Origin of the sequence: Enterococcus sp. DIV1094, assembly GCF_017316305.2 — a bacterium.
Classification (GTDB): Bacteria; Bacillota; Bacilli; order Lactobacillales; family Enterococcaceae; genus Enterococcus_B; species Enterococcus_B mangumiae.
The window spans coordinates 969,474-993,353 of record NZ_CP147250.1; the positions used below are offsets into that span (position 1 = coordinate 969,474).

Sequence of the window (23,880 nt, forward strand, 5' to 3'; positions counted from 1 at the left end):
CCTGTTTTTTTTATACGATTTTCCATAGCAAAATCACGTCTAACTAACGTTATTTTTCCGTGCAGTATGTTAATTTTTGTATAAAGAGGGACATCATTTCGTCTTTTACTGTAAATTATGCTATGATAGAGTCGTTACACCCTATAACTATTATTATTAAGGAGTTGCAGATATGACAAGATCTTCTCATCGAAAAAAATCAATGCGTATTGGTTTGCTTTCTGTTCTCGGTGTGATTCTAGTATTAATCGGCTTTTACACCTATCGTAGTACATATTACACGAATCGTTTCCTTCCTAAAACGGAAGTCAATTCGATCAATGTAAGTAATTTGACCATCACTCAAGCAAATGACAAGCTCAGAGATGCTTATTCAAACAAAACCATTTCCATCAAAGAAAATGGAACTGTTTGGAAAGAAATTGCCAAATCAGATCTAGGCTACAAAAAAGATTTTTCGACTGAACTCGCTTCGATCTTGAAAACGCAAAATGCTTGGACTTGGGGGATGAATTATGTTTCTGCGTCCGAAAATCAAGAAATCGATCCGATCAGTACCGAAAGCGATCAATTGGAACAAACGATCGAAACATTATCTACAGAATTGACTGAATTGAATAAAGACCGTACGCCTACTGCCGATGCAACGATCGAAAAATCTGGTGACTCATTTAAAATCAAACCTGAAGTGAAAGGTGATGCGGTTGATGTCGAAGCCGTCACTAAAGAATTGACGACTGCCGTGAACACTGGAAAAGATACCATCGATCTTACTGATTTCCAAAAAGAACCGGCAGTGACATCTTCAGATAAGAAATTGACTGAACAGTTAACAACAATGAACAACATTGCTAAAGTAAAGGGAACATACAGTATCAATGGTGAAACAGTCACGATCCCTTCTTCACTTATTGTCGAATGGTTGACTTATGAAGACGGGAAACCCGCCCTTGATCAAGAAAAAGTTCGTCAATATGTAAGTGACTTGGGCGAAAAATATAATACAAGTACAAATGATACGAAATTCAAGAGTACAAAACGTGGTGAAGTAACTGTTCCTGCTGGTACATTCAGCTGGACGATCCAAACAGATAGTGAAGTATCAGCTTTAACAGAAGCGATTTTAGCAGGACAAGATTTTACACGCTCACCGATCGTTCAAGGTAGTACAACTGCCGATCATCAATTGATCGAAGATACGTATATCGAAGTCGATTTAGAGAATCAGCATATGTGGTTCTACAAAGATGGCAAAGTCGCTCTTGAAACAGCCATTGTTTCAGGAAAACCTTCTACTCCTACTCCTCCAGGTGTCTTCTATGTTTGGAATAAAGAAGAAAATGCCGTGTTAAGAGGAACAAATGATGACGGTACACCATACGAAAGTCCAGTAAGCTACTGGATGCCAGTTGATTGGACCGGTATTGGTATCCATGATTCCGATTGGCAACCTGAATATGGTGGTGACCTATGGAAAACACGTGGTTCTCACGGTTGTGTCAACACACCGCCGGGAGTCATGAAAGAATTGTTCGGAATGGTCGAAAAAGGTACACCTGTATTGATCTTTTAATCGTGGTCAATAGCAAAGAGCAGAGTTGCATGAAACGCAACTCTGCTCTTTTTTTATTTTCTCTTCTTGATAAAAGTAAATAGGATACATAAAACGACAGCAGTCAACGCACCCATTGAATCAAGCATGACATCTTGGAACATCGGTGAACGATCTCCCGTTAACATTTGATGAAACTCATCTAATCCCGCATAACCTGTCGCAGACAACCACGCAAGGACTCCCGTCAACCACCAAATCTTCATCTTAGGATAGACGCCTAGATATAAGCTGCCACCCAATAGAAGATACGTACCAAAATGGGCACCTTTTCTTATAAAGAACTCAATGAATTTACTGTATCCTGAGTGTTCGATACTGATCACACTCTCTCCATACGTAAACTGTATACCTGATAATGCGTCTTTAAATGGTTGGTTTGGAAACCATGCATCGATTCTTGACAGTTGTGATTGCTGTCCGTAGGTTTGCGAAGAACTATAGAATAAAATAGCAATGATCACTAAAGCAAACACTAAATAGAAATTTCCATTTTTTCTCTGTTTTCTTAAAAATTCCATAATACACCTCTCCATTCTATGATAGCTTTTTTTTCATAAAACAACAATAATTTCTCCAAGACTTATCCTTTACTTAAATGCTATACTAGAGACAGTACCATAAATATGAGAGGGGTTTTTTGATGACTTATTCGCTTAACTGGGATTTGGATTCTATCTTTCCAGGAGGAAGTGCTTCAACCGAATTAAATGAACGTCTGGCACAACTAGACCGACAAATAGAAACGTATTACGAACAAATCAGTCAGTGGACATTTTCTTCCGAAGAGAGCGATTCTCTTGTGACGATTTTAGCGCTTCAAGAAAAAGTAACAAATGGCTTTAGTCAATGCAACAGCTATATCAATGCTTTATTGTCTGCTGATGTTAAAGATTCAGCTGCCAAGATCCTGTCTGGAAAACTTTATGCTTTATTACCTCGTTGGCAAGCGGCAGATACGATTTTATCGAGTAAATTTGCAGAAATATCTGACAACGAATGGGCAAACTTAGTTGCAAAAGACCCATTGTCTTCGATTGCTTTTCGTATGAACGAAATCCGTCGTGATGGCGCACGCTTATTATCAGAAAATGAAGAACATATCATCAATACATTATCACTAGATGGTTTGAATGCTTGGAGTAGTCACTACGATACGATCGTTGCAAGCGTGACTGTCCCATTTGAACAAAACGGTGAAATCGTTGAATTATCCGCTGGTCAAGCATTCAACAAAATGATGAGCGATCCTGACCCAGAAGTACGTAAACAATTATTTACTGCTTGGGAAACTGCTTGGCAAGAAAAAGCACCTTTATTCACCGATACGTTGAATCATTTAGACGGGTTCCGCCTATCTACCTACAAACTACATGGAAAAACTGATTTCTTACAAGAACCACTGGAATATAACCGTTTGAAAAAAGAAACATTAGAGATCATGTGGGAAACGATCCAAAAAAATAAGCAGCCGCTTGTTGACTACTTAACAAGAAAAGCAAATCTTTTTGGTAAAGAAAAAATGGAATGGCAAGACCAAGATGCGCCAATCATTCTAGGCGAAATGGAAGAAAAAACTTTTACCTTTGATGAAGCAGCCGCATTTATCATCGATAATTTCAATAAATTCAGTCCTAAAATGGCAGAATTTGCTCAAGCCGCTTTCGATAAAAGTTGGATCGAAGCAGAAGATCGTCCGGGCAAACGCCCTGGTGGTTACTGTACCGAATTGCCTGAAACACAAGAATCTAGAATCTTTATGACTTACAGCAATTCAATCAATGAAGTCGCTACATTAGCCCATGAACTGGGTCACGCTTTCCATAGTAGTACGATGTGGGACCTGCCATCATTGAATCGTGAATATGCAATGAACGTTGCTGAAACAGCAAGTACCTTTGCCGAATTGATCGTTGCTGATGCGACACTGAAAGCAGCAAAAACAAAAGAAGAAAAAATCAATCTACTGGATACAAAACTACAAAATGCTCTGGCAATGTTTATGAATATCCATTCTCGTTTTATTTTTGAAAATCAATTTTACACGGCACGCCAAAAAGGCTTAGTTGCAGAGCAAGAAATCACTGATATGATGCTTGAAGCGCAAAAAGAAGGCTATGCCAATGCGTTGGCTACGTATCATCCTTATTTCTGGGCAGCAAAACTACATTTCTTTATTGACGATGTACCGTTTTACAATTTCCCTTATACATTTGGTTACTTGTTTAGTTTAGGTATCTACGCTTATGCTAACCAAAAAGGGGCAAGTTTTGAACAAGAGTATATCGATTTATTACGCGACACTGCTTCAATGACAACCGAAGACTTGGCTCAAAAACACTTAGGTGTTGACTTGACTAAACCTGATTTTTGGCAAGCAGGAATCGATATGGTCTTAGAAGATATCCAAGAGTTTATGGATTTGACTGAAGAATTCATTTAAGCTGTCTCATAACAAACGCTGCAAAGGATCGAACAAACAGTTTTCATAGCTGTTTGTTCGATCCTTTTTTATAAAAAAAAGAACCAACTCTTGATTGAGTTGGTTCTTGATCAATTACATACTTACAGCAAAGTCAGGTGCATACCATTGAACTGAGCCAATTTTAACACTTTCACCAGGTTGAGGTGCGTGGATGTATTGTCCGCCACCTAAAGAAATTGCTACGTGGTAAGTGCTACCAGCTGATCCCCAGAATAATAGGTCTCCAGCTTTTGCTTGAGAAACTGAGATTCTTGCTCCAGCTGATTCTTGAGGAACAGTCCAACCACCGATGTCACGGCCAGTTACTTGTAGGAACACATAACGTGTAAATCCAGAACAGTCAAATCCACTTGGATCTTTTCCACCCCATACATAAGGAGTTCCAATGTATTTCATCGCTTCAGCTACGATCGCTGCTCCATTAGTAGATGGAGTAGTTGGAGCTGGAGTTGATGGTACTGGTGTTGATGGTTGTGGCGTAGGCGCTGGTGTTGATGGCGCCGGCGTTGACGGTTCAGCAGGTGTTGCTGGTTCTGATGTTTCTGGAACAGATGGTGTAGTGTTAGATTCTTCTGTTGAAGATTCTGGTACACTGCTATCTTCAGTTGTTGAATCTTCTGTTGATGTAGATGATTCAGGAACTGATGATGATTCTGTTGAAGATTCAGCACTTGATGATGACTCTGAAGATACTGATGATGATGATTCAGTTTCAGTAGCCGCTGCTGATTCTTCTGTTGAAGATGCTGTTTGTGATTGAGCTGTTGCAGTTGCAGCTGCTGCCGCAGCTTCAGCTTGTTCACGTGCTTCTCTTTCAGCTTGTTCTTGTGCTGCTTGTTGACGCGCTTGCTCTGCTAAACGAGCTTGTTCACGAATACGTGCTTGCTCTGCTTCAGCTTCAGCTTTTTGGCGGTTCAAGTCTTCTTTTTTATCTTCTGCTGTTGCTTGTTCAGCCGCTAAAGTAGTTTTTAATACATTTAAATCAGCTTGTTTTGATAGTAAATCGCCTTTTTGTGATTCTAACAAAGCTTGGTTTTCCGCTAACTCTTGTTGCTTCGCTTCATTTTCAGCTTTTTTATCTTCAACTGCTTGTTTGTCTTCTTTTTGTTGTTTCACTAAGTCTTGGTTAGCACGTACGATTGATGACATTGCTTGAACGCGTCCGATTGCATCTGAGAATGACTCAGCGTTCAATACTGCATCGATGTAGTTAGAGCTTGTTCCACTCACTTGTGTTTCACGTGCTTGTTCTTGGATCGTAGCTTCGCGTTTTTCGATACGTTCTTGTAGATCTGCAATTTCTTGTGTCAATTGAGAAGACTCTTGACGTAATGTTGCTTGATTAGCTAATAAAGTTTCAGCTTTTGTATTAATGTCAGCGACTTGACCTTCTAATGCCTCGATTTGAGATTGGGCACTTGCTTGTTGGTTTTGTAATTCCGCAATTTTTTGATCTTGTTGTTGTATTTGAGAATCAAAATCTTCCGCCGCGGCTGCGATCGGTGATGCTACGGCAGTCAAGGCCATTGAACTTACCATTACTGCTGATATTAAACTCTTTTTCACTCTTCATTCCTCCGACTGGCTTAATTTAATAAATATCTAAAAATATTTAAGTCTTTCTTAACGATAACAAAATTGTACCATAGCTGTATGTCAATGAGATAATAGTTATGTTACAAAAACATTTCAAAACAACTGATTATAATGACAGAAATGTAAGATTGGTTGGTTATTTTCATAATGGGTTTTCCATAAATTAAATAATGTCCGTTTTAAATTAAATAAAAAAAAAGAAGCTATTCTTCTTTGAATAGCTTCTTCAATGGAAATACGAGTAGGGCAAACAGTATCATATTCAATAATAATGTTGGTCCTAAATATTTAGTGATGAAGTACGTACTGTCGACAGTTGCTAGCTTGAAAACCATTTGGACGAGCAATGTAAATAGCTCGTACCCTGTAATAAAGACGATCAAACTAAAAAACTCAGTAAAGATACTCACGTGGATGACCGATTTCATCCCATACATGATGAATACTAATAAAGGTAAGGCAACTGCGTATATCCCGATCACGCCAATATAGTAAGAATCAAAGATAATACCTAAAACTAAAGTCGTGATCAGTAAATATCTTTTGGAAAAACTCAAACTACAAAATAGTAAAGTCAATATCAAAAGATGCGCACTTGCCATGTAGTCGCCACTCGACCATCTGATCATCATTCGGGTAAAATGCCCATCGATCAACATGAGTAGAAACAATAAGATTGGCAAATAAATAGTCATTTTCTCTTTTTTTAGCATGGACTATTCCTCCACAAGACGTTTGATGATCGTTACCACTGGAAGATCATACATATCCGCATAAGGTTTGACATAGACTTCGCGATCTAGTCCATAACTATCTGGTTTTGTTTTGATCACTGTTCCGATCCGCAGATCCGCTGGCGAATTGCCTCCAAGGCCTGATGTCTGTACTACGTCGCCTTCTTTGATCTCACTGTCACCGGTTAACTGTGTGACAACTAGCGCTTGTAATTTTTCATCATAATTCTTGAGTAGACCGAAAGATTCTCCGTCTGCAGAAGATACCCGTACAGGGAAATGGTTGGAACTTACATTTGATGAAGTCAGCAATTCTACTTTAGAAGAAGTAGCATTGACTTCGATGACACGTCCGACTAAACCTTTTTGTGCCATGACTGCCATATTGACTTCGATTCCATCGTTTGATCCTTTATCGACGACTAATAGATCTTGCCATGAGTCAGGTGAACGAGTGATCACGTTTGCTGTGACTCTTTCGTAGCTCGTCAAGGTTTGACTCAAATCGAGTTCGCTTTTTAGTGCATCGATTTCTTTTTGCATGTTTTGGTTTTTTTGGGCCATCTCATCATAGCTATCGATTTTTCCTTTTAGCCGTTCATTTTCTGAATAAGTGGTAAACAAATGATGGACGGAATCCACACCATTTTGGACCCATTTGACCGGAGCAGAAATCGTCCGATCAACAAAAGAGACACTGTCGTTCACAATAGATTGGAAGAAATTAGGCTTTCCTTCATTCGCTCGCTGGGCAGCAGTCACACTTAGGACCGTTACTACGATAATAACGATAACTAAGGTAATAATGATATTTTTATTAGGATTGAACTTCTTCACAAAGACACCTCGAATTAAATTAGACTCTTAACTGTAATTTTATCATTAAATACGAGGAAACAAAAGGCTCGACCCTTCTTTTAAGCTTTTTTTAGCAATTAATTCAAACTGTCATTTTTTCCCTTTACACCAATTGTTCGTTTCTGATGAACCGATCACTTAATCTTTGCTTTGGATGACTGAAATGATCCCTTTCGAGAAGGAAAAAGATGCTTTGTCTGTGACAAATTCATTGCTTGCATAAGATGTTGGACGAGGTACTTCCTCATTCGATAATTCATATTTACTGTCAGTTAAGGTCAAATGACTCACAGGGGTCAAACAACAATAAGCCAAATACTTCATTTCAGGGATTTTTTTGATCTCGTAAGTTCCTGGCAGATAGTAAGTGATCACGTTTTGTTTGTCTTGTATCTCGATTTGGCGAACAAACGGCTGGAAGCGTGGTTCTAATGCCAACCATAGATTGGCTAATAGATGATCCACTCTGCCACCGGTTGCACCGATCAGCGTCACACTTGCCTTTGGAAAGTGTTCGAATGTCTTTGCCAAACCTAGCTGTGTGTCTGTATCGTCTTTTTCTGCCGGTGCTTGATGTATCTCGACTGCTTCTTCGGATACTCGTTGAAATTCCGAAGAAGACAACGAATCAAAATCACCGATCGCTAAATCCAGAGGGTAGCCTTTTTCAAGCAGATAGAGTGCCCCACGGTCGATCCCCACGTAGCGATCAAATACTCGCTGTGATAAATCTGGCCAATTTTCTGTTGAGCCGCCTGCGACAAGTAATACTTCCATTAACTCAACGCCTTTTTCAATTGATCGATCTGAGTAGCTGGGTCTTCTGCACTATAAACATAAGAGCCTGCAACAAATACATCTGCACCTGCTTCTTGACAGATTTTTGCTGTTTCTGGAACGATTCCGCCATCTACTTCGATTTGGTAGTTCCAATTATTCGCTGTGCGTAATTCTGCTAATTCAGCGATTTTATCCACCGTTTCTGTAATAAAGCTCTGTCCGCCAAAGCCAGGATTGACCGTCATCACTAGCACTTGGTCGACTAAAGGCAAGACATGCTTGATCATTTCGATCGGTGTACCCGGATTGACAACGACACCTGCTTTGACATCCAAGTCTTTGATCATCTGGATCGCACGATGGATATGCACCGTAGATTCCACATGAACAGTGATGATATCTGAACCCGCTTTTGCAAAATCGGCAATATAATTTTCAGGATTGATGATCATCAAATGAACGTCTAGCGGTAATTTTGTGACCGGACGGATTGCTTGTACGACGTTCGCTCCAAATGTGATGTTAGGAACGAATTGTCCATCCATTACGTCCACATGGATATAGTCTGCGCCGCCTTTTTCTACTCGTTCGATGTCTGTTTGAAGATTTGCAAAATCTGCGCTTAAAATCGATGGTGCTATTTTCATAAAAATATCCTCCTATTTCCTTCTGCTTTGTTTTTTGTTGTACATTGGTTTACGATTTTCAACTTCTTGCAAAAATTGCAAGTAATTGTCATAGCGGGTTTGGGCAATTTCTTTTGTTTCTACTCTTCGTTTGACTTCACAATCTGGTTCTTTTACGTGCATACACTCTCTAAAGCGACAGTCGATCGAAGCTTCGACGAATTCAGGGAATTGTTTGGCTAACTCAACAGGTTCGATGACTAAAAAATCGATTGAGCTGAACCCTGGTGTATCGGCAACTAACCCGTCATAAAGCGGCAATAACTCGACATGTCTCGTCGTGTGACGTCCGCGTCCTAAAGAATCGGAGATCTCGCCTGTCTCTAGTTCAAGCTCTGGGGAGATTTGATTGAGCAAGGTCGATTTACCGGCGCCAGACTGTCCCATAAAAACAGTCAATCTTTCTGGGAAATAGCGTACCAGTTCTTCCGTATCTCCTTGTTCGTGAGGCACGATCACTGGATAGCCGATTTTTTCATAGGTGTCTTTGATTTCTTGGATTTTTGTTTGTTCGACAGCTAGATCCGTCTTCGTCAAATAAATGACTGGCTCGATCGATTCATATTCCAACATGACCAAAAAACGATCAAGGAGATTATAGGAGAATGTGGGTTCGATCAAGCTAGTGACAACGACACCTAGATCGACATTTGCGACCGGTGGACGTACTAACTGATTTTTACGTGGTAAAACTTCTAGCAAGTAGCCGTCTGTCTTATTTTCGCTTTCAAACACCACTTGATCGCCAACGAGTGGCGTGATCTTTCGATTGCGGAAATTCCCACGTCCTCTTGTCTGATAGGTCTCTCCATCTTTATATACGTAATAAAATCCACTTATTGCTTTTCTGATTTGTCCTTTGATGAAGTCCACCTCCATTTTTTAATATATTTTACCACAGGACAGCAGAAGTTAGGAGGAATCGCAAAAAATAGACCTGAGAATTTCCTTAAATGTCTAACACATTTTGGAATCTCAGGTCTATTTTTAATGTTTGTTGTTACAGATTGTTTGCACAGATTATTCAGTATCACTCGTAGATTCTGAGGAACTGCTTTTCGTTTCCTCTTCTGAAGAAGAACTGCTTGAGCTGCTAGATGAGTCTTTTTCAGAACTTGAAGAAGAAGTTTTGGCTGGGTCAGGTCCTTTTGAATAGATCACATTAACGACCGTTCCTGATGTGATCGATGCACCTACCCCTGGGTCTGTACGAATCACTTTATCTTTTTCAACTGTATCTGAAAACTCATACGTTTCATGACCGATGTAGTCGGCACCAATGCTAGATAAATAGCTTTGGGCATCACTTTTCGTATAACCAGAAATATCATTCAACGTCTTCGCATTCGGTCCTCGACTAACAACGAAACTAATAAATGTCGTCGCCGTCAATGGTTCCCCAAAACTAGGTGACTGACTGATGATCGCACCTGCGGGAACCGTATCACTGTAATCATTGGTTGCACTGATATTTGTGTAACCATTCGTTCTCAAAATACTAAGGACCGTTTCATAATTTTGGCCGGTGTAATCACTCATTGTTGGCTGGGTACCTTTACTAACAGTAAACGTGATCGTATCTGATGTCGGATCAACTTCTGTTCCTTCATCTTCTGATTGCGAGATGATGTTTCCACTAGTGATCTCATCACTAAATTCTTCTTCTTTTTTGATTCGACTTGATGAAAATCCTAGATCGAGTAATTGCTTACGCGCTTCATCATACGACATATCCGTATAATCATCGAGTTGGACTTTTTTCTTCCCTGTACTGATATAAAGCGTGACTTCACGATTTTGTTTCACCGTTGTTCCAGAGGCTGGATCTGTTTTGACCACATTGCCTTCCTCAATCGTATCATCTGCGATTTCTTCGGTATTGGTTGCTACCTTCAATCGCGCTTGTGTCAATGTTTCTCTTGCTGAAGCTTCAGATTGCCCAGACACATCGGGAATCGTGACTTCTCCCCGCCCACCTGAAGCAAATAAAACAGCTGAGCCAATCCCTAATAAGGCAAGTAAAACGAGTAACAAGATCCACCATTTTTTCTTTCGTTTCGTCTTGACATCTGGCATTTTTTCTTCTGGGTCTGGTAATTCTTCAGTTGTTTTTTCTTCTGGCAAAGGCATAGACTTAAAGGAATCTGGCATTGGTGTTTCTGCGGTTATCGGAGTCAGCACTTTCGTTTCGTTCCCCATCGCCTGTGGTTGCCATTTTTCTTCGTTTGCTCGCTCCAATGAAAGGACTGTTGCTAGATCATCGGCCATTTCTTCTGCCGTTTTATACCGATCAACAGGTTCTTTGGCGGTTGCTTTCAAAACGACGTTTTCTAATGCTTGCGGCGCACCTGGATCAAGCGCCTTGATTGAAGGCAAGTCATCCTGAAAATGTTTCAATGCGATCGTAACGGCTGATTCACCATCAAAAGGCACGCTTCCGGTCAACATCTCATATAAAATGATCCCCAACGCATAGATATCCGATTGTTTTGTTGCCATGCTTCCTCTTGCCTGTTCAGGCGAAAGGTAGTGAACAGAACCAAGCATCGTATTCGTTTGTGTGATCGAGGTTTCAGATAAGGCGATCGCAATCCCAAAATCGGTGATTTTGACGACTCCTTCATTATCGATCAACACATTTTGTGGTTTTAGATCTCGGTGAATGATTTGATGGCTATGTGCTAAAGAAATCGCAGATAAGATTTGTTGCATGATATTGACTGCTGTTTCATAAGGAATTGGATAATGCGTTTGGATATAACGCTTTAGATCCATTCCTTTTACATATTCCATAACTAAGTACTGCATGTTATCTTCTTCACCGACGTCATAGACGCTAACAATATTCGGATGGACAAGTTCGGTTGCTGCTAATGCTTCTCGTTGAAACCGACGGATCGCCGTTTGGTCATTTTGGAAGTCAAAACGCAGTACTTTGATTGCTACATCGCGATCTAAAATCAAATCATGGGCTAAAAAGACATTTGCCATCCCGCCACTACCGATATTTCCGGTAATTTGGTAACGGCCATTTAATTTTCTTCCTGGCTCAATCATGCCACATCCTCCTTATACTCAATAAGAAGAACGCTGATATTATCTGCTCCGCCAGCCTCATTTGCTTGATCAACTAATTGCGTTACTTTTTCTGATAATGATCCTTCTTGATTGATGATCGTACCGATCGTTTCTTCTGACAACATATTGGTCAATCCATCTGAACATAGAAGCAAACGATCTTTTAGTTGCCAAAGATAGGTTGCTACGTCTACTTCTAATGATCCAGGCATTCCCACTGATCGAGTCAAAATATTCTTTCGTGGATGGTTGACTGCCATTTCTTCACTGATTTCGCCTGATTTGACCAATTCATTTACTAAAGAATGGTCTTCGGTCAAGCGGATGATACGATTATCGCGAAGCAAATAAGCCCGACTATCACCAACATTGGCAATCGTGAAGCGTTCCTCTGATAAGGCAGCTGCCACGATCGTTGTTCCCATTCCACTATATTCAGGCTGCTCTTGTCCTAATTGATGGATCGCTCGATTTTCATCTTGGATTGCTTGGATAAACCACTGCGCAATTTTCTCATCATCAAGTAACGCTTGCTCTTCCCAAGCTTCCCCTAAATTTGTTACGGCCATTTGACTCGCAATATCGCCTGCGCGGTGACCACCCATCCCATCGGCTAAAATTGCCAATTTGATCCCGACTTGGTTTTTAAATACACTGACATAATCTTGGTTCGTATTACGTCTTCTTCCTACATCTGATTGATATTCAATCTGCATTTCTTCACCTCATTATTTTTTGCGCAAACAACAAATGAAAAAGCCATCTGTGTAAAATTGATGTGGATATAACGTCAACATCTTCTCCTTGATTGATGATTGTAGCACAGGATCAGTGGAAACATCAATAGTCTCAAAATCTGGATGGTTAGCTAAAAAGGCAGCAATGACCTCTTGGTTTTCTTCTTTTAAAACTGTACAAGTACTATAAGTCAATATACCTGAAGGTTTCAGTGCTGTTGCTGCACTTTCTAATATAGCCAATTGGATGGCTGGAAGATTGGCTAATTCGTTCGCATTCTTTTTGTAACGAATATCTGGTTTTCGACGTAGCAAACCAAATCCAGAACATGGTGCATCCACGAGTATCCGATCAAACTGTGCAGGCGCAAACTCTTCCTTGATTTCTCGTGCATCCATTTTTTGTGCGTAAACTGCATTCGCTACGCCTAAACGTTGCGCATTTTCTTCGATCAATTTCACTTTATGTTCATGCACGTCTAAGGCGACGACTTCGCCTCCGCACGTTGGATCTAAAAATGTCGCAATATGGGTCGTTTTCCCACCAGGGGCAGCACACGCATCTAAAACATGGAATTCTGGTTCGATCTGCATAGCTGGCGCAACTAACATCGAACTCTCATCTTGGATCGTCATCACGCCATCATGAAACAATGTGCTAGAAGCGAGACGTCCCTTTTCTGCAATGATCCCTTGAGGACTGATTTCACTTGCTTTGACATCGAGTCCTTCTTCTTGTAAGACTTGCAATGCCTCTTCTCGTGACATGCGACGGGTATCGATCCGAGCGCTCACATGGCTCGGTCGATAGAGTGATAAGCCTAGCTTTTCTGTTTCTTCATAACCGATTTGGTCAACAAATCGTTGGGTCAACCACGTGGGCAAACTAATCGCCACTGCTAACCGCTCGATAGGATCAGTAATTGTTTCAAGACTTGGTCGTTCTTGGCGCAAATAGTTTCTTAGCACGCCATTGACAAATTTCCCTGTACCGGGGTTCCCTTTGACTTTAGCGATTTCGACTGCTTCGTTCAAAATGGCATGATCGGGTACTTTGTCTAAGTATTCCAATTGATAGATCGACAAATATAAGAGCGTTTTGACCCAGTCATCCACTTTTTTGGCTTTGACGATCAATGGGGCCAAATAAAATTCAAGCAAACGTTGACGGCTGATCGTTCCATAGACGAGTTCCGTGAATAAGCCGACATCTTTGGGATTCAGCTCTCCTTGATTGATCATCTCGTTCAATAGCAAGTTTGAATAGGCACCGCCTTTATTGACACGTTCTAACGTCATCAAAGCCATAAAGCGAACGGAGCGTTTCATTTTTTTAGGTATTTTAGCCATTATTCCACCCGCTGTCCAACAGCAACGTTTTGTCCGCTGCCATTTAAAAACTCATGAATCAATTGTTTGCCTTTGCCTGCTGGCTGTAACTCATTGATTGCAAGAACGGTTTGTTTGCCGCATGCGATCCAAAGTTGTTTTTTGTCTTTATGGATGATCGTACCTGGTGCTTCTTGGGTCGTTTCATTAGCCATTACTTCGACAGCCCATAACTTCCAACGTGCAGAGCCATAGTTTGTAAAAGCAATCGGCCACGGACGCATCCCACGAACTTGGCAGTCGATTTCTTCTGCTGTTTTTTCCCAGTCGATGGCTTCTTGTTCACGCGTGATGTTCGGTGAAAACGTCGCTTGATCCTCGTCTTGAGGAACAGGAGTCAACTCGCCAGAAATGATTTTAGGTAAGGTTTCCAGCAATAATTCTTTTCCTAAAAGACTTAATTTTTCAAACATGGAACCAACATCGTCTTGTTTTGTGATCGGTAGACTTGCTTGGGAGAAAACCCCTCCCGCATCCATTTTTTTGATCATCTCCATGATTGTTACACCTGTTTCCTTTTCTCCATTGATAATGGAATAGTGGACAGGTGCACCACCACGATATTTTGGTAATAAAGAGGCATGGACATTGATAGCCCCATGTGTTGGAGCTTGCAATAATTTTTCTGGTAAGAATTGACCGAAAGCAGCGGTTACCAACACATCCGGCTGCAACTCAATGATTGTTTGCATTTCTGGTGAACCAGTGATTTTTTCTGGCTGTAACACAAGAAGATCATGCTGCAACGCTGCAGCTTTCACTGGCGTTGGGGTAATGATTTTTTTTCGCCCTACTGGTCGATCGGGTTGTGTCACTACTGCAACGATCTCGTACCCCTGATCGATCAATCCTTCAAGTATAGGAACTGAAAATGCGGGGGTTCCCATAAATACGATTTTAGTCATCTAAATGTTCCTCCATATATTCTTCGAGTTTTTCTTCTGGGATTTGCTCGATCATTTTATCAATAAATAAAATCCCATCTAAGTGATCGATCTCATGTTGAAAGGCTCGTGCAAGATAACCAAAAGCAGTTACTTCGATTTCCTCTCCGTCACGATCATAGTAACGAACAGTCACTTCGTCTGCGCGCTTCACTGTACCGTAGACATGCGGAATACTCAAACAACCTTCCACATCGATACTTTCTCCTTTTGCTTCAATGATCTCAGGGTTGATCAGTTCAAACTTATCCCCTTCATCTACTTCGACGATAGCAATCCGTTGATTTTTACCAACTTGCGGTGCGGCGATACCGACTCCGTCATTTGCGACCATCGTTTCATATAAATTATCTAACAATACGATCGTTTCATCCGTGATCATATCGATTGGCTGAGCTTTTCGATTCAATTTTTTATTTGGGTGGATCATTATTGGATAACGCATAGTGTTTCCTTTCTTAAATAAAATGCAGCGGCTCGTTATCGATCGCAACAAATAAATTTTGTCGTTGTTCTTTTTGGCTTTGATCCAAGATTTCTTTCAAAGCATTAGCCAGTGCTGGTTCATGTTTATACTTGATGATCAACTGATAATAGTAACGATTTTTCACCCGTAAAACGGTACTAGGTACTGGGCCTAATAGTAGGCTGTTTGGTCCTAGTACTTGCTTTAACTGGCTGGCGATCTGAAAAATCTTTTTTGCTGCGACTTGTTCTTCAGGATGGCTCGTCGTGATTTTCACCGTGAAGTAATAAGGTGGATAACCTCCACGATGCCTTACACTCATCTCTTGTTGATAAAAGCGTTCGTAATTTTGTTCTTTTGCCAAGGTCACAGCATAATGGTTCGGGTTGAACGTTTGGATCACGACCTCCCCTGCTTTTTCGGCTCTGCCGGCTCTGCCGGATACTTGTGTCAGCAATTGGAAAGTGTGTTCACTGGAACGAAAATCAGGCAAGTTTAACGAGGTGTCCGCATTTAGAACGCCCACTAGGGTCACATCAGGAAAATCCAATCCTTTTGCGATCATCTGCGTTCCTAATAGGATATCGGCTTCTTTATTACCAAATTTTTGTAAAATCCGTTCATGTGCCCCTTTTTTCCTTGTCGTATCTACATCCATCCGCAAAATCCTTGCTTGCGGATAAAGTGCTTGTAGTTCTTCTTCGACTTTTTGAGTCCCTGTTCCATAATAACGGATCTTGTTGCCTCCACAGTTTGGACAACGATGCGGGATCGCTTCTTCATGTCCACAGTAATGGCAACGCATCGATCGTGAATCCATATGGAGAGTCAATGAGATATCACAATTTGGACAAGGCAAGACAAAGCCGCAATCACGACACATCACAAAGGAAGAATAGCCCCGACGATTCAACAAAAGAACGGTTTGTTCTTGTTTTTCTAAGCGATCTTGGATCTTTTCTTGCAATAATCGTGAGAAAGTCGATGTTTGATTCTTTTCGAACTCTTCGCGCATATCGACAACTTCGATCTCAGGCAACTGCGCACTTGTTTTTGCGCGTTGGCTCAAATGCAGCATGCGATAAACACCTTTTTGCGCACGTGCTCTTGATTCAAGGGAGGGTGTCGCACTCCCTAAAACGACTGGACAATGATGATATTTTCCACGCCATAACGCTAAATCTCTCGCATGATAACGTGGCGTTTCATCTTGTTTATAACTGGATTCATGCTCTTCATCAATGATGATCAGCCCGATATTTTCAAGCGGAGCAAAGATCGCTGAGCGTGCGCCGACAACTACTTGGGCTTCATTACGCTCGATTTTACGCCATTCGTCATATTTTTCACCTTGGGATAAGCCACTATGTAACACTGCGACAGATTCTCCAAAGCGACCTTTAAAACGTTCGACCATTTGAGGGGTCAACGCAATTTCAGGAACCAGCATGATTGCTGTTTTCTTTTCTGCCAAGACATCAGCAATTGCTTGAAGGTAGACTTCTGTTTTTCCGCTACCAGTGATTCCTTCAAGTAAAAATGTCTCATTTTTTTCTTGATGACACGCTTCAATGATCTGTTGGACGGCTGATTGTTGTTCTTCGTTCAATTGTAAAGCGGTCGTTCGTTCAAACACACGATCTTTATAAGGATCGCGGTAACTTTCAACTTCTTCGATACGCAACCAACCTTTATCTCTACCTTGATTCAAGATGACAGAGCTAACGCCTTTTTCTTTGAAGTAAGAAACAGGCATCGGTTTTTCCAGTTCTGACAAATAAAGCAGTAATTCTTTTTGTTTTTTGGCATTTTGTCTGAGCGTTCCCCACGCTTTGTCCAGTTGTTCTTTTGACAAAAGGGAATGAACGACACGGATCGTTTTCACTTTGTTTTTTGTATGGACTTCATAACGAATATCGACTAGCTTGTTCTTACGCCAACGGATCAACTGCGGTAAAAGCCCAGTTTCTTCCGCCTCTTTCCAAGAAATCTCTTGTCTGCCTGCGAACAATGCTACGACCTCTGGTTCATCCGTGACCGGATAAATGAGTTTATCGTATTCTGCTTTCATGACACTTGGTAGCATTGTTTGCAAACAAGTGATTTTGAAAGCATAAGTGATCGTTTTCATATAATCGGCTAACAGCATCAGCTCTTGATTGACCACAGGTGCTAGATCAAGCAACTGGCGGATCGGCTTCAATTCTTTTTCAAGAGGTTGCTCCTGTGCTGTCAACGCCATCACAAAGCCTTGGACTTGGCGATTGCCGTTTCCAAATGGTATTGCCACTCGCATGCCCACTTGGATAGCCGCTTCCATTTCAGAAGGAACCAAATAGGTGAATGCTTGATCGGTTTGCATCGTTGGTACATCTACAATCACATCCGCAATAACGGTCATGGACTCCTTCTCCTTTCTTCATCTTGGTTTTTAAACACAAAATGGCTCTTGACCATTTTACTAGAGATTCCTTGTTTTGTCTTACTTTCTGCCAAATCCTAACAAAAAATTAACGCAGGAAAAAAAAAGAGCCTAGGAACAATTCCCAAGCTCGTGGCTTTGTCTATTCTAACGCGAATATCGTTGCGATCTTACAGTTTTTGCTCGTCGCGAATACGAGATTCTAATTCTTGCTGTGCGCGGTCTTTTTGCGCTCTACGTTCTTCATCTTCCATGCGTAGGCGTTCACGTTTTAATTCAGGATGTGGATCACTGATCACATTTCCTGCTTCGATTTCTTCTAAAGCTTGGCCAACACTTTTGACTGAATCAAATGAATCCATTGTTGGTTGTGCTTTTGCGTCCAATTCATGTGCGCGTTTACTTGCTAAGATCACTAGAGAATATTTTGAATTCACGCGATCTAATAATGAGTCGATTGAAGGTTTTAACATCATAAGACTACATCTCCTTTAACATTTTGATATATTTTCCGATGACACGGTCGACACGGAAATGTTCACTTGCAATAATATCTTTGATTCGGTTGACTGCTAATGGCACTTCATCGTTGACGACAGCGTAGTCATACAATGCCATCATTTCGATTTCTTCCTTAGCGACTTTCATTCGTTCTTCGATTACTTCATCTGCATCTGTTCCACGTCCAACGATTCGTGATTTTAACTCTGCTAAATCAGGGGGCGTTAGGAAAATAAATACGCCGTCAGGTACTTTTTCTTTTACTTGTTTTGCACCTTGGACTTCGATTTCAAGGAAAACATCTTTTCCTTCGTCTAAGGTTTTGTTGACATACGATAGTGGGGTGCCATAATAATTCCCAACATATTCTGCATATTCCAACATTTCGCCTTCAGCGATCATTTGTTCAAATTCTTCGCGGCTTCGGAAATAGTAGTCGACTCCTTCAACTTCTCCTTCACGCATCTTGCGTGTCGTCATCGAAATCGAATATTGGAAATCATTATCCTCACTCTCAAAAATTGCTTTTCGTACTGTGCCTTTTCCCACACCGGATGGACCAGACAACACGATTAATAATCCACGCTCTGACATGACGACGTCCTTTCAACTAGTCTTTTTTATACTATTGCTTATTTTGCACTTTTTTCTTGCAACTTTCAAGGCTATTTTTTTATTATAGCTAGAAAACCTAGAAAAAGCTAGTCTACTTCCTACTAAGGAGCCCGAGGCAAAAGTAAAATTTACTTTTGTTGTATACCTAAAAAACGAATAAACGGCGGGAGCAGAAGTAACCTCTTCGGAAATAAGACGGAATCCACAAAAATTTGAAAAGCAATTTCCGTGGATTCCGTCTTATTTCTCGAGGCTGAACACTTCTGTCCCGACCTCATTTCATAAGCGAGCCTGCCTAACAGACAACTCGTCAGTCAGACAGGCTGGAAGATCACTCGATATTTTGGATCTGCTCACGGATTTTTTCTAAAATCGTTTTCGATTGGACGACCCGATTTTTGATCTCGATCGCACTTGATTTTGAACCGATCGTATTGATTTCGCGATTCATTTCTTGGAGTAGAAAATCTAATTCCCTACCGATGGGATAGTCTGCATCAAGCAGTTCTTCCAGTTTCTGCGTATGGATCACTAAGCGGTCGATTTCTTCATGGATATCGCCACGCTCCAAAAGAATCGCTATTTCGGTCAACAAGCGTTCTTGCTCCACTTCTGCTCCTAAATATGCTTCGATTTTTTCTTGATATCTTTTTTGGAATTCTTGCTCGTAGATTTCTACAAAACCTGCTAATCCATCAATGACCTTTTTTAATTCTTCGGTTTGCTGAAGAAATACTTTTGCTAACGCTTGGCCTTCTTTACTCCGGCTTTCTTCGATGGAACAAAGCGCTGTTTCCATCGTTTCTTTCGCTAATTGAGCAAGGATTTCTTGGTCTTCTTCCGTTGATTCTGCAATCGTCACAAACTCTTCATTCAGTGCAAAACGTTCGATCAGCGCACCGATCGATAAAGGATTCGCTTCCCCATATCTTTCTTCAATACCTGTGGTCAATTGTGTGTAAAGCGTATCGATCAATTGCCAATTGATCGTCACTTTCTTTTCTTGTTCACCTAGATAAGTGAGATTGATAAACACATCCACGCGTCCTCGGCTAAGTTTTGTTTTGATCAATTGTCTCAATTCATTTTCAACAAAACCTAATACTTTCGGGCTACGAACTTGGATATCTAAAAAACGTTGGTTGACACTTTTTATCTCGATTTCAAGTTGATAATTCTTTTGTTCGCGGATGGCACTGCCAAAGCCAGTCATGCTTTTCATGCGACAGAGTCCTTTCTTTTACATATTTTTGATTGCTTTTTGTAACTCTTCAAACTCTTCATTTGTCAATGTTAGCCCTTTACCCATTTTTTCATGGTCAGGTGCCCAGTCGCGTAAGTCAAATTTCGGTGGTCTGCCATTCCAACTCACTAAGTTCAATTCTTTGCGCCACCCTTTATTGTTTTCAGATAAAACTGCAATTGCTTCTACGATCTCATATGAGAATTCTTGTGCCATGGTTGTTCCTCCTTTAGATAATAAAGATAGAGATACATCAAAGTTTCTATCGCATCTGTATTGAGTTGCCGTTGTATGCGATCATACTTTTTCTCCTTCACATATTGGTGAAGTCTATTTTCCTTCGTTACGTGTATTTTAGCATTTCGTTCGAGTTTTCGAAACTTCAGCCATTCACTGGCGTTCAACTGCCCAATCGCTTCTAAAAAGGCTTCGTCGATTTTATTTTCTTTGCAAATGCTCGGCAACATCTCTTCGACAGTATACACTTTGTTCGGTAAGATCAATTTTTGTTTTGCTAATAGCTCAAGCATTGCCAATCCGCATGTTTCAATGGTGACCCTGTCTTTATATACATTACGCAAGTCACGCCAAAATTTTTCTTTGTGGAAAAAGGTTAGATCTAACTGAAGCTCTTCGAATAAGAAACGTAAGAAACGCCGCCAATAGCGTTCAGCTGGTTTTGCCGTTTCAAACGTATACCAGTTTCCTTGATAGATTCCTAAACATTTCTTTGCTTCTAAATAACCTAGTTGGATATTCAATTGGTTTCTTTGTCGCTCAAATACTAAAAAGCCACCTAAAGACCAATTTGAACAACATTGCCATGTCACTAAAGCATCTGGTTGCTTGAATTTTTTTGCTACACCAGGACCTTGGACATCGACGATCAAGACTTCAGTCGCGCCTTGCTTGATCGCAATATCGACCGGTACATTGTTTCGGTACCCGCCATCGACATACTTGGATTCGCCGATCTGTCGATAAGCCATGGCAGGATAAAAAGAAGCAGAGGCAAGTATCCAATCCGCGATTTCTGTTGGTGCTAATGCTTGGATCCTTGTGACTGTTTCTTGAAATTCAGGAATTTTTGTTGCAACTGTATATAGTTGTGGTTGTTTTGTCTGTTTGATTTTTTCTGCATCAAGGTGTTGTTCAAGTAATGCTTCCAGCGGAGCAATCGAAGCGCCGCCTTCGACCACTGCACTGCGTGTCATCAAGCTCGCCTCTTGAATATACCGTTGTCTTAAATCTTCTGATAAGGCCACTTCAGGCAATGCTAATACTTGATTGGTCGACAGCTCATGCCACAACTCGGTTGCTTGGGCTAATTGATCCTGAACGATCAACGCCCCATTCAGGGCACCTACAGAAGTACCAGTAATGAGTGAGATTTTTAAATCTGCTTCTTTCAGTGCTTTCCAGACACCGATTTGGTACGCGCCATGCGCGCCTCCTCCACCTAAGACAAGTCCTGTATGATAGGACAGCTCCTTTCCCAATGTACTCGTTCCCGAATAACCATTTCGTTGAAAGCGATCGATCATGTTTGACGAGATAGGATGATCAAAGTGGAAGCAAGCATATTTTTTGAAAAAATAACGGACAGTACTTTCTAGTAATACAAAAATTTCGGACCATTGCCAATAATCTTCTTCGATCAATATGTTTGTGTAGGTCAGTTTTTCATTCGTTATTTCTGCAGAAAAGTAAATGTTCATCTTCTGCGAGACGATTTTCCATGCCTGTTGTTTTTTTGCTTGTTGCCAAAAATGTTGACGGCTTTCCTGATGGGTAGTGAAAAAGGCAAAAGGTTGTTTCGCTTGTTGCACGCCACTCTGCTGATAACGTTCCGACCAATAGACTTTTTGGACTTTCATAGACACCTCTGCTTCTCTTTTTCTTTTATTATATCAGTAAACAGCCAAAAAGGGCGCGCGTGAACAGTAACACGTTATCAACGTTATATATAGATTCCTTTTTGCGCATTATCCATACTTTATCCATAAACTAATCGTTACTTTGTAATCGAATTTTAAAATAAAAGAAACAAGCTTTTTTTCAGTAAATGTTGTAAAATGAAAGGGATGAGACAAAGGGGAGGAGGAGTATGATGAGTGATTCAGTATATGTACATATCGATACAACTAGTAACGCCGTTTTGACCAAAGGGCTGTCTATCAATGATTTTTCAAATAGCATCGTGCATTTCCCTCAAAATCTACTTTTGTTGGACCCTTCTGCATCTGCCGGAGAATATGAATCACATACTGGTTTGAAGGTCATTCGCGGCACTGAGAATATCCAAAAATTTTTCCAAACAGTGCGCAGCCGTAACAATAGTACGGATCTTAAATGGATCGATTTTACCGATTTGACGATGTTAAAAGAACTAAGTCCTCTGGAAATCTCAGAGTTGCTTTATTTTGGTCATATGAAAACTCATCTTCACTCTCCTTTTTTCTATAAATTACAAAACAACTTTGTCTATTTCGATCTGAGTGATCATCTAGGTAGGACCTACTACCGTTATTTAGATGAATTTTATCGTATCTTTGCCAACAAATTGAGTAAGATCTTAGCAGGTAAAATCAACGAAAAAAAATCATTTTTCCGAAAAGAGATCCCCGTCGAGAAAATCAGCGTGGAAGTCTTGAAAAAAATGCGTAACTTGATGCAAGAAGGAATCATTTTTTCATTTGATCAAGCGGGTTTGATCGATGATAAATATGAGATTCCGATCTATGTCATCGAAGATTATATTTGGAAATTAAAAGGGACACGCTATCTAGAAGAAAAACCGGTAGCTGTTCTTGTCTATCATGTCGCACAACAACGTTGGCAACTAGAAGGCAATACTTCTGACTTTGTGTACAATACATTTGTATGATGAAAGCAATCCAATTGAAAAAGCGTAAAGGTCGACTGTCCTTTACGCTTTTTTTTAGTTTTTACGAGTCTGTAAACGTTCCCCTTCAAATAAAGAAGGCATAGTCTGCTCGATCCCTAATAAGACGATTGCTGTCACAATCCCTGTCGCAATCCCACTTGCGCCATTCATGACTAAAGAGAATAACCATGGATTCATTCCCCATAACGCGAAACTTCCCCAAAAAGCCACACCAGCAACAAAATGCCAGAAATATCTTGCGGTCACACCAACGAATGTTGCTAAAATGATCGTTGAGGCCATTTTCTTACGATTCCCTTGCAGGTAGCTTTGTTGCATTCTTTGTGAAAAAATCCCTGCCACACCAGCAAACGTGAAAGCGATCGGATATTCGATCAAGACTTGGATCACACTCAAGTAGTACACTCTTCCTAGAGGAAAATGGAGAATTCCCCAGAGAAATGCAGCCCCCATCCCAGCCTTCCAGCCTCTTCTTAAAGCAAATAAAGTCATAGGGATCTGTCCTAGTGAGATCTCAAAACTACTACCTATTTGCAGAGGGATCATAGAAAGCACTAAAGATAACGCTGCGACGATCGTTCCCTCGATCCAGACACGATGATTCTTATTCATAAAAAAACTTCCTCCTTTATCATTGGACATCACAAAGGAGGAAGTAAGTTTGTATTTTAGCAGACAGCTTCGTGCATATTTACACTAGCAAAAGCTATTCATTCACAATTCCTACGCTCGCATAACCGAAACAGGTACGAAGGGTTTAGAATAATTCAGTCTCAGCCCAAAACGGACTCCCCTTTGTGATTGTAATTATTTAGTTTTGACCGAC

Annotated in this window: 22 protein-coding genes and 1 riboswitch; of the genes, 3 read left to right on the top strand and 19 right to left on the bottom strand. The window is 40.7% G+C overall.

The features are described 5' to 3' along the window. The first annotated feature begins 172 nt into the window (after positions 1–172). Positions 173–1,573, top strand: a complete 1,401-nt coding sequence (locus tag DOK79_RS04690) for a L,D-transpeptidase family protein (protein ID WP_206853235.1) — start codon at positions 173–175, stop codon at positions 1,571–1,573. Between the two features lie 53 nt (positions 1,574–1,626). Here the strand turns inward: DOK79_RS04690 and DOK79_RS04695 are convergent, their stop codons facing one another. Then, on the bottom strand, positions 1,627–2,133 hold the full coding sequence (locus tag DOK79_RS04695; RefSeq protein WP_206853232.1) for a VanZ family protein: 507 nt from the start codon (positions 2,131–2,133) through the stop codon (positions 1,627–1,629). A 122-nt stretch (positions 2,134–2,255) separates the two neighbouring features. On the opposite strand from DOK79_RS04695, the gene DOK79_RS04700 reads away from it, so the two are divergent. Then, complete coding sequence (locus tag DOK79_RS04700; RefSeq protein ID WP_206853229.1) at positions 2,256–4,055, top strand: M3 family oligoendopeptidase; 1,800 nt, start codon at positions 2,256–2,258, stop codon at positions 4,053–4,055. A gap of 114 nt (positions 4,056–4,169) precedes the next feature. Here DOK79_RS04700 and DOK79_RS04705 read toward each other — a convergent pair whose 3' ends face one another. The 17 genes from DOK79_RS04705 to DOK79_RS04785 all read right to left on the bottom strand — a co-directional run bounded on the left by DOK79_RS04705 (position 4,170) and on the right by DOK79_RS04785 (position 22,023). Next, a complete protein-coding gene (locus tag DOK79_RS04705; protein ID WP_206853227.1) occupies positions 4,170–5,663 on the bottom strand; it encodes a PcsB-like coiled-coil domain-containing protein in 1,494 nt (497 codons plus the stop codon). 233 nt (positions 5,664–5,896) lie between these two features. Next, positions 5,897–6,406 carry a rod shape-determining protein MreD gene (gene mreD, locus DOK79_RS04710; RefSeq protein WP_206853225.1) on the bottom strand — a complete coding sequence of 170 codons (510 nt, stop codon included), beginning with the start codon at positions 6,404–6,406 and terminating at the stop codon, positions 5,897–5,899. A gap of 3 nt (positions 6,407–6,409) precedes the next feature. After that, positions 6,410–7,264 (bottom strand): rod shape-determining protein MreC, encoded by an 855-nt coding sequence (mreC, locus tag DOK79_RS04715; protein WP_206853223.1) that lies wholly within the window; start codon positions 7,262–7,264, stop codon positions 6,410–6,412. Positions 7,265–7,423: 159 nt separating this feature from the next. Then, on the bottom strand, positions 7,424–8,062 hold the full coding sequence (locus tag DOK79_RS04720) for a thiamine diphosphokinase (protein ID WP_206853221.1): 639 nt from the start codon (positions 8,060–8,062) through the stop codon (positions 7,424–7,426). Further along, positions 8,062–8,712, bottom strand: a complete 651-nt coding sequence (gene rpe / locus DOK79_RS04725) for a ribulose-phosphate 3-epimerase (RefSeq protein ID WP_206853219.1) — start codon at positions 8,710–8,712, stop codon at positions 8,062–8,064. Before rpe ends, DOK79_RS04720 begins: the two co-directional genes overlap by 1 nt. Positions 8,713–8,724: 12 nt before the next feature. Next, positions 8,725–9,624: a ribosome small subunit-dependent GTPase A gene (gene rsgA / locus DOK79_RS04730; protein ID WP_206853277.1), complete on the bottom strand. Its 900-nt coding sequence runs from the start codon at positions 9,622–9,624 to the stop codon at positions 8,725–8,727. A 147-nt stretch (positions 9,625–9,771) separates the two neighbouring features. Further along, positions 9,772–11,808, bottom strand: coding sequence for a Stk1 family PASTA domain-containing Ser/Thr kinase (gene pknB / locus DOK79_RS04735; RefSeq protein WP_206853217.1), 2,037 nt, complete (start codon positions 11,806–11,808; stop codon positions 9,772–9,774). Continuing rightward, positions 11,805–12,545: a Stp1/IreP family PP2C-type Ser/Thr phosphatase gene (locus DOK79_RS04740; protein WP_206853215.1), complete on the bottom strand. Its 741-nt coding sequence runs from the start codon at positions 12,543–12,545 to the stop codon at positions 11,805–11,807. Before DOK79_RS04740 ends, pknB begins: the two co-directional genes overlap by 4 nt. Before the next feature lie 12 nt (positions 12,546–12,557). Then, the gene (rsmB, locus tag DOK79_RS04745) at positions 12,558–13,916 is read right to left on the bottom strand and encodes a 16S rRNA (cytosine(967)-C(5))-methyltransferase RsmB (RefSeq protein WP_206853212.1); all 1,359 of its coding nucleotides are present in this window, start codon (positions 13,914–13,916) and stop codon (positions 12,558–12,560) included. Then, positions 13,916–14,860 (bottom strand): methionyl-tRNA formyltransferase, encoded by a 945-nt coding sequence (gene fmt, locus DOK79_RS04750; RefSeq protein ID WP_206853211.1) that lies wholly within the window; start codon positions 14,858–14,860, stop codon positions 13,916–13,918. Before fmt ends, rsmB begins: the two co-directional genes overlap by 1 nt. Further along, a complete protein-coding gene (gene def / locus DOK79_RS04755) occupies positions 14,853–15,344 on the bottom strand; it encodes a peptide deformylase (protein WP_019722350.1) in 492 nt (163 codons plus the stop codon). Before def ends, fmt begins: the two co-directional genes overlap by 8 nt. Positions 15,345–15,357: 13 nt before the next feature. Further along, positions 15,358–17,766, bottom strand: coding sequence for a primosomal protein N' (priA, locus tag DOK79_RS04760; RefSeq protein ID WP_206853209.1), 2,409 nt, complete (start codon positions 17,764–17,766; stop codon positions 15,358–15,360). A 191-nt stretch (positions 17,767–17,957) separates the two neighbouring features. Further along, positions 17,958–18,263: a DNA-directed RNA polymerase subunit omega gene (gene rpoZ / locus DOK79_RS04765; protein ID WP_010734097.1), complete on the bottom strand. Its 306-nt coding sequence runs from the start codon at positions 18,261–18,263 to the stop codon at positions 17,958–17,960. A gap of 4 nt (positions 18,264–18,267) precedes the next feature. Further along, entirely contained in the window at positions 18,268–18,882 is a 615-nt protein-coding gene (gene gmk / locus DOK79_RS04770; protein ID WP_206853206.1) for a guanylate kinase, read from the bottom strand. A gap of 352 nt (positions 18,883–19,234) precedes the next feature. Continuing rightward, entirely contained in the window at positions 19,235–20,125 is an 891-nt protein-coding gene (locus tag DOK79_RS04775) for a YicC/YloC family endoribonuclease (RefSeq protein WP_206853204.1), read from the bottom strand. 18 nt (positions 20,126–20,143) lie between these two features. After that, on the bottom strand, positions 20,144–20,362 hold the full coding sequence (locus DOK79_RS04780) for a YdbC family protein (protein WP_206853202.1): 219 nt from the start codon (positions 20,360–20,362) through the stop codon (positions 20,144–20,146). Continuing rightward, on the bottom strand, positions 20,332–22,023 hold the full coding sequence (locus DOK79_RS04785; RefSeq protein ID WP_206853200.1) for a patatin-like phospholipase family protein: 1,692 nt from the start codon (positions 22,021–22,023) through the stop codon (positions 20,332–20,334). Before DOK79_RS04785 ends, DOK79_RS04780 begins: the two co-directional genes overlap by 31 nt. 233 nt (positions 22,024–22,256) lie before the next feature. Between DOK79_RS04785 and DOK79_RS04790 the strand changes: the two genes are divergently transcribed. Further along, positions 22,257–23,033 carry a hypothetical protein gene (locus DOK79_RS04790; protein ID WP_206853199.1) on the top strand — a complete coding sequence of 259 codons (777 nt, stop codon included), beginning with the start codon at positions 22,257–22,259 and terminating at the stop codon, positions 23,031–23,033. 54 nt (positions 23,034–23,087) lie between these two features. On the opposite strand, the gene thiT is transcribed toward DOK79_RS04790, so the two are convergent. Then, positions 23,088–23,666 (bottom strand): energy-coupled thiamine transporter ThiT, encoded by a 579-nt coding sequence (thiT, locus tag DOK79_RS04795; protein WP_206853198.1) that lies wholly within the window; start codon positions 23,664–23,666, stop codon positions 23,088–23,090. Between the two features lie 91 nt (positions 23,667–23,757). Further along, positions 23,758–23,859: riboswitch (TPP riboswitch) on the bottom strand. Between the last annotated feature and the right edge of the window lie 21 nt (positions 23,860–23,880).

Coding starts and splice junctions, on each gene's coding strand:
- DOK79_RS04690 (WP_206853235.1), top strand. CDS start 173: ATGACAAGATCTTCTCATCGAAAAAAATCAATGCGTATTGGTTTGCTT.
- DOK79_RS04695 (WP_206853232.1), bottom strand. CDS start 2,133: ATGGAATTTTTAAGAAAACAGAGAAAAAATGGAAATTTCTATTTAGTG.
- DOK79_RS04700 (WP_206853229.1), top strand. CDS start 2,256: ATGACTTATTCGCTTAACTGGGATTTGGATTCTATCTTTCCAGGAGGA.
- mreD (WP_206853225.1), bottom strand. CDS start 6,406: ATGCTAAAAAAAGAGAAAATGACTATTTATTTGCCAATCTTATTGTTT.
- DOK79_RS04720 (WP_206853221.1), bottom strand. CDS start 8,062: ATGGAAGTATTACTTGTCGCAGGCGGCTCAACAGAAAATTGGCCAGAT.
- rpe (WP_206853219.1), bottom strand. CDS start 8,712: ATGAAAATAGCACCATCGATTTTAAGCGCAGATTTTGCAAATCTTCAA.
- pknB (WP_206853217.1), bottom strand. CDS start 11,808: ATGATTGAGCCAGGAAGAAAATTAAATGGCCGTTACCAAATTACCGGA.
- DOK79_RS04740 (WP_206853215.1), bottom strand. CDS start 12,545: ATGCAGATTGAATATCAATCAGATGTAGGAAGAAGACGTAATACGAAC.
- rsmB (WP_206853212.1), bottom strand. CDS start 13,916: ATGGCTAAAATACCTAAAAAAATGAAACGCTCCGTTCGCTTTATGGCT.
- fmt (WP_206853211.1), bottom strand. CDS start 14,860: ATGACTAAAATCGTATTTATGGGAACCCCCGCATTTTCAGTTCCTATA.
- def (WP_019722350.1), bottom strand. CDS start 15,344: ATGCGTTATCCAATAATGATCCACCCAAATAAAAAATTGAATCGAAAA.
- priA (WP_206853209.1), bottom strand. CDS start 17,766: ATGACCGTTATTGCGGATGTGATTGTAGATGTACCAACGATGCAAACC.
- rpoZ (WP_010734097.1), bottom strand. CDS start 18,263: ATGATGTTAAAACCTTCAATCGACTCATTATTAGATCGCGTGAATTCA.
- gmk (WP_206853206.1), bottom strand. CDS start 18,882: ATGTCAGAGCGTGGATTATTAATCGTGTTGTCTGGTCCATCCGGTGTG.
- DOK79_RS04775 (WP_206853204.1), bottom strand. CDS start 20,125: ATGAAAAGCATGACTGGCTTTGGCAGTGCCATCCGCGAACAAAAGAAT.
- DOK79_RS04780 (WP_206853202.1), bottom strand. CDS start 20,362: ATGGCACAAGAATTCTCATATGAGATCGTAGAAGCAATTGCAGTTTTA.
- DOK79_RS04785 (WP_206853200.1), bottom strand. CDS start 22,023: ATGAAAGTCCAAAAAGTCTATTGGTCGGAACGTTATCAGCAGAGTGGC.
- DOK79_RS04790 (WP_206853199.1), top strand. CDS start 22,257: ATGAGTGATTCAGTATATGTACATATCGATACAACTAGTAACGCCGTT.
- thiT (WP_206853198.1), bottom strand. CDS start 23,666: ATGAATAAGAATCATCGTGTCTGGATCGAGGGAACGATCGTCGCAGCG.